This is a genomic window from Aureliella helgolandensis, assembly GCF_007752135.1.
In the GTDB taxonomy this organism is placed as follows: Bacteria; Planctomycetota; Planctomycetia; order Pirellulales; family Pirellulaceae; genus Aureliella; species Aureliella helgolandensis.
This window is the reverse complement of sequence record NZ_CP036298.1, coordinates 1998914-2011922: the sequence shown is the minus strand read 5'-3', so window position 1 is coordinate 2011922 and position 13009 is coordinate 1998914. Positions and strand designations below refer to the sequence as shown.

The 13009-nt window shown below is 54.3% G+C and carries 10 protein-coding genes; 8 read left to right on the top strand and 2 right to left on the bottom strand.

What is annotated here, in order from left to right:
- Positions 1 to 65 precede the first annotated feature (65 nt).
- Positions 66 to 1136: an SAM-dependent methyltransferase gene (locus Q31a_RS07095; protein ID WP_145076004.1), complete on the bottom strand. Its 1071-nt coding sequence runs from the start codon at positions 1134 to 1136 to the stop codon at positions 66 to 68.
- Positions 1137 to 1418: 282 nt separating this feature from the next.
- Here Q31a_RS07095 and Q31a_RS07090 point away from each other — a divergent pair, with 282 nt between their 5' ends.
- The 5 genes from Q31a_RS07090 to Q31a_RS07070 all read left to right on the top strand — a co-directional run bounded on the left by Q31a_RS07090 (position 1419) and on the right by Q31a_RS07070 (position 6509).
- Positions 1419 to 2201 (top strand): DUF1295 domain-containing protein, encoded by a 783-nt coding sequence (locus Q31a_RS07090; RefSeq protein ID WP_145076001.1) that lies wholly within the window; start codon positions 1419 to 1421, stop codon positions 2199 to 2201.
- 118 nt (positions 2202 to 2319) lie between these two features.
- Complete coding sequence (locus tag Q31a_RS07085) at positions 2320 to 3198, top strand: acyl-CoA desaturase (protein ID WP_145075998.1); 879 nt, start codon at positions 2320 to 2322, stop codon at positions 3196 to 3198.
- Between the two features lies 1 nt (position 3199).
- Complete coding sequence (locus Q31a_RS07080; protein ID WP_145075995.1) at positions 3200 to 4507, top strand: NAD(P)/FAD-dependent oxidoreductase; 1308 nt, start codon at positions 3200 to 3202, stop codon at positions 4505 to 4507.
- Positions 4453 to 5271, top strand: coding sequence for a DUF1365 domain-containing protein (locus tag Q31a_RS07075; protein ID WP_145075992.1), 819 nt, complete (start codon positions 4453 to 4455; stop codon positions 5269 to 5271). Before Q31a_RS07080 ends, Q31a_RS07075 begins: the two co-directional genes overlap by 55 nt.
- Positions 5272 to 5321: 50 nt before the next feature.
- Positions 5322 to 6509: an SAM-dependent methyltransferase gene (locus tag Q31a_RS07070; RefSeq protein ID WP_197356375.1), complete on the top strand. Its 1188-nt coding sequence runs from the start codon at positions 5322 to 5324 to the stop codon at positions 6507 to 6509.
- A gap of 259 nt (positions 6510 to 6768) precedes the next feature.
- On the opposite strand, the gene Q31a_RS07065 is transcribed toward Q31a_RS07070, so the two are convergent.
- A complete protein-coding gene (locus Q31a_RS07065) occupies positions 6769 to 7647 on the bottom strand; it encodes a B12-binding domain-containing protein (RefSeq protein WP_145075986.1) in 879 nt (292 codons plus the stop codon).
- Between the two features lie 243 nt (positions 7648 to 7890).
- Here Q31a_RS07065 and Q31a_RS07060 point away from each other — a divergent pair, with 243 nt between their 5' ends.
- The 3 genes from Q31a_RS07060 to Q31a_RS07050 all read left to right on the top strand — a co-directional run bounded on the left by Q31a_RS07060 (position 7891) and on the right by Q31a_RS07050 (position 12642).
- Positions 7891 to 8832, top strand: a complete 942-nt coding sequence (locus tag Q31a_RS07060) for a sigma-70 family RNA polymerase sigma factor (RefSeq protein WP_145075983.1) — start codon at positions 7891 to 7893, stop codon at positions 8830 to 8832.
- Positions 8833 to 9757: 925 nt separating this feature from the next.
- Positions 9758 to 10936, top strand: a complete 1179-nt coding sequence (locus Q31a_RS31520; protein WP_231691099.1) for a fasciclin domain-containing protein — start codon at positions 9758 to 9760, stop codon at positions 10934 to 10936.
- A gap of 683 nt (positions 10937 to 11619) precedes the next feature.
- The gene (locus Q31a_RS07050; protein ID WP_231691098.1) at positions 11620 to 12642 is read left to right on the top strand and encodes a PQQ-binding-like beta-propeller repeat protein; all 1023 of its coding nucleotides are present in this window, start codon (positions 11620 to 11622) and stop codon (positions 12640 to 12642) included.
- The last annotated feature ends 367 nt before the right edge of the window (positions 12643 to 13009 follow it).

Below are 13009 nucleotides of genomic sequence, written 5' to 3'. Positions count from 1 at the left end.
TCCTCGGCAGTGTAGGCGCCACGTGACCGACGGCAATCACACAAACGCGAGCTTTCCGAGGAAACTCACACTCCGCCTTCTTGGACCAATGCAGGCTCACCGCGGTGAGCCTGCGGACTACCGGACTCTTGCGGGGTAAACAGGTAATGGGCGACAAACCATTCCATGCCGTCGCGGTAGCGGAATAGCTCTGCGCATGCCATGAAAAACATCCTCCATCGCTGCAAGGCCTTCTCTGCGTTACCTATCCCTACGTTTTTACTCAAACTTTCAAGGGCACGCGACCGGTTGGAGTCGAGATTTCGAAGCCATTCCTCACAAGTTCGCCAATAGTGCAGGCCATTCACCGTCCACTGTTTTTCGATGCCCAAACAATCGTCAAAGTGGCTAAACAAATCTACCGATGGCATCATGCCTCCAGTGAAAAAGTTACGCCCCATCCAATTGTCCGCGCCCTCGGTTTCAAACAGATAGGGGGTACTGCGGTGGCAGAAAACATGAACGAAAGCTTTGCCCTGAGGGGCGAGCCAACCCGCAAGGCGTGAGAACAACAGCTTGTAGTTACGCATGTGTTCGAACATTTCAACGGATACGATCCTGTCAAACTTTTCGTCGGCAGAGAACTCCGTCATATTAGCCGTAATGACGCGAACATTCACGAATTTCCTCTGTCGAGCGGTTTGTTCGATGAACTCTCGTTGGCTGTTTGAATTAGTGAGTGCCGTGATCGTACAGTTGGGAAAATGTTCAGCAATCCACAGGGTCAAGGAGCCCCAGCCGCAGCCCAGCTCAAGCACGCGCATCCCATCGGAGATCTCAGCCCGCTCACAGGTCAGCCGCAGCATTTCCTCCTCTGCTTCAACTAGCGACGTTGAGGCATGTGGAAATAGACAGGCACTGTACTTCATACGCCGCCCGAGGCAGGACTCGAAAAATTGGGCTGGTACTTCGTAGTGCTGTTCATTGGCCGCCTGAGACTCTAGTGCCAAGGGCCCACTGCCAATCTCTCGCGCAAACGCTGCTACGTCCACTGAATGCGAGCCTTGAATCCGCTTGGACAACAAGCGTCGAATTCCGATCCGTATCAGCCAGTCGGGTGCCACACCAGATTCTGCAAGGTCGATCGCGTTGAGCATAATTTTCTGATTCCTGGTAAAGAGCTCCGACGAAACGGACTGTTTCAAGGAAAGCAACTGTTCAATTGGCGGAAAAGCACTCCGCCCTGGCCCAAGGGCCGTGACTTGGCGTTTGGTGGCCGGGTGGGGGCCTACGCCCAAGCCAGCCCACACGACATCCCGGAGCCGCGAGGCTTGTTGCTTCAATTGAGTTGGAAACCCAAGGGTTCCCTGCCAGCTACGATGATAGAGTCGAGTCAACCCCTTCAGACGTTCACCATATTCGCATTCGGAATGAGTCTTATGAGCCTTGGACTACTCTTTATCTGCAATCTAGCCGCGCTGGCTGCAGCTTTGCTGTTGCTCTGGTTGATCAGCCTAGGCTTAAAAAATGCAAGTATCATCGACATTTTCTGGGGCCTGGGCTTCGTAATCGTCGCCTGGCTATCGCTGGTCCTGAGTGGAGAATGGATGACCAAACCCATCCTGCTGACACTCTTGGTGTCGATTTGGGGCATGCGATTGTCTGGCTATTTGGCTTGGCGCAATGTGGGAAAACCCGAGGACTATCGCTACGCGGCCATGCGGGAAAAGCATGGACCGCGGTTCCCCATAGTCAGTTTATTTACCGTATTCGGCTTGCAAGGACTTTTGACGGCAATCATCTCCCTGCCATTGCAAGTGGGAATCCGCCAAGCTGGCGAGCTGAACGCTGTTTCCTGGCTGGGGATCGCGGTTTGGTTCTTCGGCCTGGCTTTCGAATCCATCGGCGACTACCAAATGGCCCGCTTCAAAGCACAGAACTCCAATCGTGGCAAAGTCATGAATCAAGGACTGTGGCGGTATACGCGGCACCCCAACTATTTCGGAGATTTCTTGATTTGGTGGGGCTTTTACCTCGTTGCTGCAGATTCAGTCAACTGGTGGTGGACTGCAATTGGCCCTCTGCTGATGTCCTTCCTGCTCATCCGAGTTTCCGGTGTTCGGCTATTGGAAAACTCGCTCCGCAGTCGCATCGACGGCTACGAGCAGTACCTGAAGAGTACCAGCGCATTCCTACCGCTCCCGCCGAAACAGAACTTCTAAGCCGAGTGCATGCTCTTTTTTGAAGATCGGTCACTTGACGATTCGCCGAGGCTCTCTAGAGCACTGGTAGAGATTCCTCGCTGGCGTATCGGTCCCCCTCGTCCACAACGGCTCACTCATGACGTCCACCGGTCAAGTTCAATGGTTCCGGGTTGCCCCCTTCTTCTTGCTTCACGCTGCCTGCCTCATGGTTTTTGTGGTGGGCTGGAGTTGGATTGCAATTGCAGTGGCTGCGTTCGTCTACTTTGCGCGAGTTTTTGGCTTGACCGCCTTTTACCACCGCTATTTCTCCCATCGGGCCTTTAAGACGTCTCGGGCAGTACAGTTCATGGGAGCCCTGTTGGGGAACAGCGCAGCTCAGCGTGGCCCCATCTGGTGGGCAGCGCACCACCGCCATCATCACCGCGCCTCAGACAACCCCAACGATATTCATTCGCCTTCGCAGCAGGGCTTCATCTGGAGTCACATGTTGTGGTTCATGACCGACGAGGGATATGAGACCAACCACCGCGTAGTCAAGGACTGGCTGAAGTTTCCAGAGCTGCGGTTTCTTGAGCGGTTCGATTTCTTCGCGCCGGTCCTCCTTGCATTCAGCATGTATGGATTGGGAGAGTTCGTCCGCATGGTTTCACCACAATCGGGAACGAGTGGCGTTCAAATGTTGGTCTGGGGTTTCGTAGTCTCAACCGTCGCTCTTTACCATGTGACGTTCGGCATCAATTCGCTTGCCCACACCTACGGAACGCGCCGCTATGCGACAGGGGATGACAGTCGGAACAACCTGTGGCTGGCTCTGTTCACCTTCGGGGAAGGCTGGCACAACAATCATCACCATTTCCCAACATCTGCTCGGCAAGGCTTCCTCTGGTGGGAGATCGACGTGTCCTACTATTTACTCGTCGTGATGTCATGGCTGGGCCTGGTCTGGGACCTCAAGCCGGTCCCCAACCACATCCTAAAGCGCAATCTTGTCGATTCCTCAAGCCAGGGAGCCTAAGATGCGTATCGCAGTCATTGGTAGTGGAATTTCAGGGTGTCTCGTTGCCAGAATTCTTTCCACGCAGCATTCTATAACGGTATTCGAAGCCAGTCACTACGCAGGCGGTCATGCCAACACCGTGGACGTTGAACTGGAAGGCGTACCCTATCCAGTCGACACTGGTTTCATGGTGTTCAACCGGAAAACGTACCCCAATTTCTGCCGTTTGTTGGAAATTTTAGACGTTGCTTCTCAACCGAGCGACATGAGCTTTAGCGTGCGATGCGATAGCAGCGGTGTGGAGTATCAAGGGAGTTCCCTTAACGGAATCTTCGCCCAGAGAGCAAACCTCCTCAGTCCTAGCTTTCTGCGGATGCTGCGAGACATCGTGCGTTTTAATCGAGCCGGCATGTCGGCGGCACAGAATGCACTACCTCAGGACGAGCAGAGCGTGGGCGAATTTCTCACTGCGTGCGGTGTTGGAGAAACCTTTCTTAGGCAGTACTTGGTTCCGATGGCCGCAGCCATCTGGTCGAGCACTCCCCAGTCGATCCTGGATTTCCCGGCAAGTTTCCTGGTTGGATTTTTTGCCAATCACGGGCTCATGCAACTTCGTGATCGTCCGCAATGGCGAACAATTCGTGGCGGAGCTCGGGAATATGTCGATGCCCTGCTCAAGCCCATCGCGGATCGGGTTAAGTTGAATTCGCCTGTGGACACGGTAATTCGCTCAGGGGAGGAAGTCGCGGTAAAATCGGTAGGTGGAAGACTGGAGGTGTTCGACCAAGTGGTATTCGCGACTCATTCGGACCAAGCCCTCAGAATGCTCGCGGCTCCCACTCCGGCCGAACGCGAGGTGCTCGGTGCGATCCCCTACCACGCCAACACCGCCGTGCTGCACACGGATACGCGAGTGTTGCCAAGCACACGCCGTGCTTGGGCGAGTTGGAATTATCGCATTTCGGAGGATGACAACCAAAACGCTTCGGTGACCTACGATCTCAGCCGGCTACAGAACCACCATTCGCCGACTCCAATTTTGTTGACGCTGAACCCATCGGTTGACATAGCCGCCGGGAGCGTGATTCGAAGTTTCCATTATCAACACCCGGCCTATTGCGTAGCCGCAATTGCCGCGCAGCGTAGGTTGCACGAGATCAACGGTAGGAATCAAACTCATTTCTGCGGCGCCTATTGGGGCTACGGTTTTCACGAAGATGGTGTCAACAGTGCGCTGGAGGTTACTAAAAACTTTGGACTCAATCTTGAATCATGCATAGCTGCATCTACGAGGGGACGGTCAGCCACCGCCGCCATGTGCCTCTAAATCATCAATTTCAGTACCGACTCTATATGGTCTACCTGGATTTGGATGAAATTCCCGCCATGCTCGGTAGCAGGGCGCTGCTGGGCAATCGTGCCACCTCGGTCCGATCGTTCCTGCGAGGGGACCATTTGTTCAAGCCGGACATCCCCCTTGCAACCGAGGTGCGTTCCCTAGTCCTCGAGCAGACAGGCTGTGAAACGACAGGCCCGATTCGTCTACTCACGCAACTACGTAATTTCGGCTACTACATGAGTCCGCTGAATTTGTACTACTGTTTTGATGCTGAGGCCAACCGCGTCGAGGCCGTCGTGGCGGAAGTCAATAACACTCCCTGGAAAGAACGCCATTGCTACGTGCTTTGGAAAGGAAACCAATTGCAGGAATCCCATGAGCTCACCTTCAGCCACCCTAAAGATTTCCATGTTTCGCCCTTCATGGACATGGAGATGCAATACCGCTGGCGATTATCGCAACCGGAGGCGACTCTCCAGGTTCGCTTGGCCAACACTCGGGACTCCTCGGTCGAATTCGAAGCAGATTTAGCGCTCCAACGGCGCTCACTCGATCGCCAGAATCTCAGGCGAATGTCCCTGCGTTATCCCATGATGACCGCCAAAATCTGCGCGGCGATCTACTTCCAGGCTCTCAAACTTTGGTGGAAAAAATGTCCTTCCCATACGCACCCGAAGAAGCGAAGCAGTTCAACTCAAACCACTCAGTGCTCGAGTCCTTTGCGTCCGGCCAAAGAATCCCGAGTCCAGTAGCGCGCGACCGTTGGTTCGAGAGTCGAGGCAATCAATTCGCTCGCCACTTGGTGCATAGGCAGCTGCAGCAGTTTCAACGTGGGCAACTGACGATCCAGGACCCCATCGGCGTGAATCGCTTCGGAGTCCGCCTCCAAGCTGCCCCGTCCGCTTCGATCCAAGTCCATCGTAGCAGCTTCTATCGCCAGGTAGCCCTGGGTGGCAGCCTGGGTGCAGCAGAGTCCTATATTCGTGGTGACTGGGACTCTCCGAACCTCACCGAAGCGATGCAAGTGCTGGCGGGCAATATGGAAGCGTTGGCGAGTGTCGAACGAGGCGGAGCAATGCTGATGCGCCCCCTTCGCACTGCTACGAATTGGCTGCATCGAAATACCCGGCGTGGTAGTCGCCGCAATATTTCGTCCCACTACGACTTGAGCAATGCGTTCTTTGCGTTGATGCTCGACCCTACCATGACCTACTCTAGTGGATTTTTTGACCGGGCAGAATCAACCCTGGAAGAGGCTTCGATCGAGAAATACGATCGCATCTGCCGCAAACTACAGCTCTCCGCCAAGGATCATGTCTTGGAGATTGGTACAGGGTGGGGCGGCTTCGCGGAACACGCTGCCAAGCAGTACGGTTGTCGAGTTACAACGACTACTATCTCCAAACAACAACATGCCTACGCGGCTGATCGATTCCGAAGTCAAGGTCTTACCGACCAAGTCACCCTGTTGAATCAAGACTATCGAGATCTTTGCGGCTCCTTCAATAAACTAGTCTCCATCGAAATGATCGAGGCAGTTGGAGAGCGGTACCTCCCAGAATACTTTGCGAAATGTTCTCAATTGCTCGCCCCAGATGGAGCAATGTGCCTACAGGCGATTACCATTCCGGACCACCGTTACGAGCGTTACCGACGATCGGTGGATTTCATTCAACATTATATTTTCAAGGGTGGATTTCTGCCGAGTATGGGAGCCATTGCGAATAGTGTGGGCCGGAAAACGGACTTTCGATTCGTGCACATGGAGGACATCGGAAGTCATTATGCAAACACACTCCAAATGTGGCGAGAGCGGTTTGAGAAGAATCTCGAAGCAGTCCAATCGCTGGGTTTTGACGAACGCTTCATTCGCACCTGGCGGTACTACCTGAGCTACTGCGAGGCAGGCTTTCGGGAACGCAAAATTGGAGTTTCTCAACTGCTGCTGTCTAAGCCAGGCTGCAAATTGGACGTCTCGACGCGGGCGTGATCAGCCGGCGTAATGCCGCTCCAGTTTTTCGCCGGAAAACTGCAGTTTCAGTGTGCCTTTACCGAACAAGCAAGCAAACGCTGGCCCTGCCTCGCCTCACACCGGAAATTAATACCCTGCGGTTCCAGGTCTAGCAATCGCACACGTTCTGCATGTCAGCGGAATCATTGATTGCCCGCTGCCACTGCGAGCGGCCCGCGCCCGCTGGGACGACGAGAGCTGCCTCCGATAGATGGTGCAGGCCAGTTGGCACGCTTCCCTAGAGCGACTTCTTTTCAAGTGCTACCAAGAGGGTACGCGCGAAGCCTTCCAAATGCTGCATGTTGTCGCAGTACGCAGAAAACTTCATCTTCCGCCGCAGTTCATCGGTCAGCGCGCGTCCCCCTACCACAAACGCAATCTCCGAGTGGAATCTTTCGTACAGTGCAGAGTAACTCGCCAAGAATTGATTGGGATTAGCGATGTGAGAACAACTAATCCAGAAGAGTCTAGGGCGATTGTCCGCAATGGCCGACTCTAGGGTGCTAAACGGCAGATTGTCGCCGAGCGAAATGGCGTTCCACTTGGTGTCGCGTAGGACGAGTTCGGCCATCTTCGTACCGAGGGAATACTGATCTCCTTCAGTGGCTCCTCCGAGGGCCAGGTAGCTATCTTCCAACGGTGGTGGGAACAGCGTTTCCAACTCATGCATGATGTGCAAAACGATTTCGCACCCGCGTCTTTCCTGATAGACCTCGGCTTGGCCACACGACCACCTTTCGCCGATATCAGCAAACGCCGGTGCCAAGACTTCATCACAAATCACACTCAAGTGCTGCTCTGCCAAGTACAAATCGAAAATCAACTGGCGACAGCGCGACGCGTTTCCTTCCAGGAGTGCCTCGGTCAGTGTTTCGCGAGCATGCGCGGTGGCGTGCGCCCCTCGCCCACTCGTTGCAGGCAAGCCCAATGCGTCTGGTGCCACCAGCGTGTATTTGCCCGCGCGCACCAAATCCAGCACGGTGGAGATGGCAATTCGACGATGCCCGCCCGCGGTGTACTGCGCTGCAATCTCGCCGTTATCACACCATCGCTTGACCGACGACTCGCTCACGCCGAGGGACCGCCCCACCTGTTTGGGGGTGACAAGCGTTTTCATAAAATCTCCCATTGAACGTTTTGCATGTTAGCGAGATCCGCGCAAACACTGGCTCTCCGCTAAGCATATCACAAAGTTTGCCAAGAATAAGCTGAAATCCCTACCATCCATCGTTTCGCTCTTCAGACAAACTCTCCCAAAATGCACGTTTTGAACGAATCCTCCATTGCTTCGCCGCCCAATTGACGATACAAATAGAGAAGTGAACGTTTTGAACGATTTATCTTGCTCGAGGACAATTCAATGTCGAACTCAGTAGTTGCAGAGAATCCCCCAGCGAATGGGCTTAGCTCCGGCGATTTGGCGCCCTCCTCCGCCACCTCTCAGAATCATCCCCTGATCGACTACGTGCCCAACGCAAGCTTTGTTTTCTCAACAGATCACACGCTTAACCTGCTATCCAGCCTAAGCATCCAAAACAATGCTGGTGACGGAATACCGACAGACTTGCCGGCCTACTTGGGACGTCTGTGTGAGGCAGAACTTCTTACCGCTGAAGACGAGAAAATCCTGTTTCGGCAGATGAACTATTTGAAGTTCCTGGCTTCCGAACTCCGCGACCGCCTGCCGCCCCACTCCGCGGATCACCACGCATTAGAGGCAGTCGAGGATCTGTTGAGCCAATCGCGTCAAGTTCGCGACCACATTATCAAAGCCAACATGCGTCTGGTGATATCGATCGTCAAGAAATTTGTGACTCCGTCGCAATCCTTTGACGAGATCCTGAGTGAAGGCACGATCACACTAATGAACGCCGTTGAGAAATTCGATTTCGACCGTGGCTTTCGCTTCAGTACCTACGCCTATCGCTCGATCTCGCGAACTGCCTACCGCTTCGTGGCGACCGCTCGGGAAGAAGAAGCCCGCCTGACTCGCGGAGCCGATGAATGGGCCTTTGGCCAGACCGACGAAACACAATCATCCTCCAGATCAGATCAGCTGTGGAAGGCTCTACGCGACTTCACCTCGCAAATGCTGCAAAGACTTGATCGCAGGGAGCGGTTCATTATTCGTTGTCGCTTCGCATTGGGCTCTCACCACCGGGTTCGCAGCCTCCAAGAGCTGGCCAACAAATTGGGTGTCTCCAAAGAACGCGTCCGACAACTGGAAGGTCGGGCCGTTAGCAAACTGCAAGCCATGGCCAATGAACTTGACTTAGACCAAGTCAGAATCTCTGCCAACTAGTCGACTCAACGGTGACCTCCCCAGGCTTTCCCAACACGCTCCACATCTCGAGTAACAGGATTGACAGATCATCCGAGTGCCCCAAGATTCACCGATGTTTCATTTCAGCGGCATAGGAGACCAGCCGCAGCTTTCCAGACCGAGCAAACCAACAAGTCCAGCGAAACGCGGGCCGAGTAACGACTCTTGTCCTTCACCATATGAGGCTCCTGGATTCACTTCCAGCGCACCGACGCGGCAGCCTCTGTAGCCTGCCGATAGCCTGGGCGAATGCCATGCGTCCCATCCCGCAACAGGCCCCAGTTGCACCTCACGACCTCCGTCATCCCCCCGGAAGTTGAGCCGATCGCCGGATAAATCTCTCGGGAAGGCAGTCGAAGTTGAGCGGCTTTTTCCAGGCCTAAAATTCAACCGCGGTCCGGCAGCGTTTCTTTGATTGCCCCCCCATTCCCCCACTGGTCTGTGCGACTTCTCTTTCGTCCCAACGGCGCATTTCTGGTTGCCCACTGGCCCCGGCAGCTCGCCAATCTTATCAGCGTTTTACATTCGCTGCTGTGGATCGATTCTTTACACACCACGCTTCACCCGTGGAACACCGTACGCCTCACTGATCGAATCGTTGAGTCTTGCCGCTTCCGGATTTCTTTTTCGCTCCCGTGAGCAGCTGGCTTTGTTCGGCGCGTCCTTAGTAACCCATTCAACCGATTGTTCTAAGATCGCGAGCGTTGAATTTCTCCACTGTGGAGCGACCGCAATTCACTAGCCCGTCACCTTCTTAGAAAAAGAACGAACGAACTTTTACGATTCACACTTGTCGACCGGATTCCCCTTTCTAGAGTACGCGTAGAGATTGCAGTGGCCACCAACGTCTCGATCGATTCGGAACCATACTTGAGTGAGATTTCTTACCAATAGGAAGCTGAAAATGAAACGCCTAATGAAGAACATGTTGACTGCATTGAGCACCAGCGCAGTCCTGCTTAGCTCATCCATCTCAGGAGCGGCTGAGAAAGACATTGTCGACACTGCCGTCGCGGCAGGATCCTTTAAGACGCTCGCTGCGGCTCTGCAAGCTGCTGACTTAGTCGACGCCCTCAAGGGAGATGGCCCCTTCACGGTCTTTGCACCGACCGATGCCGCGTTCGCTAAGCTGCCTGCCGGCACGGTTGAAACTCTACTCAAGCCAGAGAACAAGAGCCAGCTGGCTGGTGTGTTGACCTACCATGTTGTCGCTGGCAAGGTTGCGGCCCAGCAGGTCGTCGGCCTCAAGGGTGCGAAAACTCTCAACGGCCAGCGGATCGATATTGCCGTAACCGATGGCACTGTATCGGTCGATAAGGCGAAAGTTGTCACGACGGAAATCGAGTGTTCCAATGGAATCATTCACGTGATCGATAGCGTGATTCTTCCGAGTAGCGACAATTTGGTGACGACGGCTGATAAGGCTGGCACATTCAAGACGCTGCTCGCCGCTGCCGAAGCCGCCGGGCTGGTAGAAGCACTGTCTGGTGAAACCGAGTTAACCGTCTTTGCACCGACTGATGACGCGTTTGCTAAATTGCCAGCCGGGACCGTAGAGAGTCTGTTGAAGCCAGAAAACAAGGACAAGCTGGCAGGCATTCTCAAGTATCATGTAGTCGCCGGCCGGGTTTACTCTGAAGATGCACTGGAAGCCAAGGTAGCGAAGACCCTCCAGGGAGCAACGGTTGCCATTACCGTCACGGACGGCAAGGCTCGCGTCAACGATGCCAACCTGATCGCCACCGACATCGACGCCTCGAACGGTGTTATTCACGTCATCGATGCTGTAATCCTTCCCCCGGAGCCCAAGAAGGTGTCGGCAACGAAGGCCAGTCAAGTAATCGTGGACGCCATTGCACAGGGTTCTTCGACCTACAATGCAGGGCACCACGAAGCATGTGCACAGCTCTACATGACCACTACGACCAACCTTCTCGGCGACCGTAGCTTGCCGGTTCATGTAGTTTCCAAATTGCAGCATGCCATGACTCAAGCTCAGCACACCTCGTGCTCAACGAGCCGCGCCTGGACATTGCGAAATGGTCTTGACCAAGCCTACAGCAGCATTGTGAGCACTCGCTAGAATTCCGCTCGAAAGTTCAGAGTTCCGAAACCCGTTGCATGCTTCCCATGCGACGGGTTTTTTCGTGCCAGCACCTAGGTTGTGGAACGTAGAAAGAGAACTGTAGGCGAGACGTCATCTTGGCAACCTGTTGCCGTCAGCAACAATCCGCCAGCAGATCCTATTTTCAAGCAGCATGCTGACAGATTCCGCCTGATTCTGAGGCGTCCGAACCGCGTCTTAAGCGGCTTATGCATATCCTCTGCCGTCCTCTTCGCATACCTGCCCCGTTTACACGAACGATGCAGGCGCGTGCCACGGTATCAGCAGGCTACCAAAAGACCTTCGACCTACAGATACCCGCTTTCAAACTTATCGAAAGATCGCGGAAAACCACCAAACGGCACTTGGCGACTAGTGCCTCAGCTCTATTGTGGGGGAGGTATGTCGCTCCGTTTATCCCTGAGAGTCCACAGATGTTTCGTTGCTCTACAACTGCTTTACTTGTTGCTTGCTTCAGCCTGTTATCGACACATCAAGCATTCGGGGATACGCCAACGCATTCCAGTTGGTCGCAATGGAGAGGGCCACAGCGAAATGGACTCGTTTCGGCAGCCGACTGGCCGTCCTCCTTGAAGGACCAGCACCTCGTCGAACAGTGGTCAAAATCTCTCGGGCCGAGCTACTCAGGGCCAATTATCTCGATGGATCGCGTGTTTGTCACGGAGACCCAAGACAAGCAATTTGAAGTCGTGAGAGCTTTGGACCTTAAGACTGGGAAGCAGATTTGGGAGACGCAATGGGAGGGCTCAATGCAGGTTCCCTTCTTTGCTGCTTCCAATGGCTCTTGGATTCGAGCAACACCATCTCTGGATGGAGATCGCTTGTATGTTGCTGGAATCAGAGACGTGCTGGTTTGCCTCGACGCCAGCTCGGGAGAGATTCTGTGGAAAGTTGACTTCGTGGCCGATACAGGTTCGCCCTTACCCCAATTTGGATTTGCCTCATCCCCTCTCGTGCACGGAGACCACATCTACGTGCAAGCCGGAGCTAGTTTGGCCAAACTGGACAAGCTGACTGGCAAGATCGTCTGGCAGCGGCTTAAGGACGACGGTGGAATGTACGGCAGCGCCTTCTCGTCACCGATAGTCGCCACGATCGCAGAGGTCGAGCAATTGATCGTGCAAACACGCACCAGTCTTGCAGGCGTCTCCCCTTCGGATGGTACCGTCTTGTGGACCCAGGACATCAGCGCATTCCGTGGCATGAATATTCTTACGCCAACAGTTGTCGGCAATTCGGTCTTCACGAGCTGCTACGGCGGTCGTTCGACAATGTTTACCATCGACAGGCAAGACAACGACTGGAAAGTCACCGAAGCGTGGAGTCACAAATCCCAGGGCTATATGTCTTCCCCATTGGTCATCGGGGATTACATCTACTTGCACTTGAAGAATCGGCGATTCGTTTGTCTCAACTCCGCCACCGGGGCCGAACAGTGGACGACCACTCCTTTTGGCAAGTACTGGAGCATGATTGGCAACGGCTCCACGATTTTGGCTCTGGATGAATCGGGCGATTTACTCTTAATCCAAGCCTCGCCTGAAGAATTCAAGCTTCTTGATCGAGTCACTGTAGGCGACAACGCATGGGCACACCTTGCCGTTGTGGGTGAGCAAATATACGTCCGCAATTTGGATTCGATCAAAGCGTTTGCTTGGAAATAAGCTGCCCGCAAGTGAACCAAACTTTGAGTGAGGTTGCGACACGCCTCGCTAGCCATCACTCTCAGACTCGACACACTCTCTAGTCCAAGCCCAGATTCAACCTTGAATAATCAAAAGCAATCTGGATGAAAAGTAGGCCTACTCCAACCGTGTCTACCATCCGGTAGTTCGCTGCACCACCAGAGAATCACTCGGTTTCTCGGCTGCCGCTCAATGGCGGTGGGCAGCATAGCACCCAAGTAGATGGCCCGAGGAGATGGCTCGAGGAGAAGAGCAGTAGCCGCACCGAGGGCAAGAGCTGCAGCTTGCATCTGGCTACGCAAAGTTGGCTCTCTGCGGCGTACCTCCTGGGGACGGAGCTGCTGGG

Coding starts and splice junctions, on each gene's coding strand:
- Q31a_RS07095 (WP_145076004.1), bottom strand. CDS start 1,136: ATGCTCAACGCGATCGACCTTGCAGAATCTGGTGTGGCACCCGACTGG.
- Q31a_RS07090 (WP_145076001.1), top strand. CDS start 1,419: ATGAGCCTTGGACTACTCTTTATCTGCAATCTAGCCGCGCTGGCTGCA.
- Q31a_RS07085 (WP_145075998.1), top strand. CDS start 2,320: ATGACGTCCACCGGTCAAGTTCAATGGTTCCGGGTTGCCCCCTTCTTC.
- Q31a_RS07080 (WP_145075995.1), top strand. CDS start 3,200: ATGCGTATCGCAGTCATTGGTAGTGGAATTTCAGGGTGTCTCGTTGCC.
- Q31a_RS07075 (WP_145075992.1), top strand. CDS start 4,453: ATGCATAGCTGCATCTACGAGGGGACGGTCAGCCACCGCCGCCATGTG.
- Q31a_RS07065 (WP_145075986.1), bottom strand. CDS start 7,647: ATGAAAACGCTTGTCACCCCCAAACAGGTGGGGCGGTCCCTCGGCGTG.
- Q31a_RS07060 (WP_145075983.1), top strand. CDS start 7,891: ATGTCGAACTCAGTAGTTGCAGAGAATCCCCCAGCGAATGGGCTTAGC.
- Q31a_RS31520 (WP_231691099.1), top strand. CDS start 9,758: ATGAAACGCCTAATGAAGAACATGTTGACTGCATTGAGCACCAGCGCA.
- Q31a_RS07050 (WP_231691098.1), top strand. CDS start 11,620: ATGGATCGCGTGTTTGTCACGGAGACCCAAGACAAGCAATTTGAAGTC.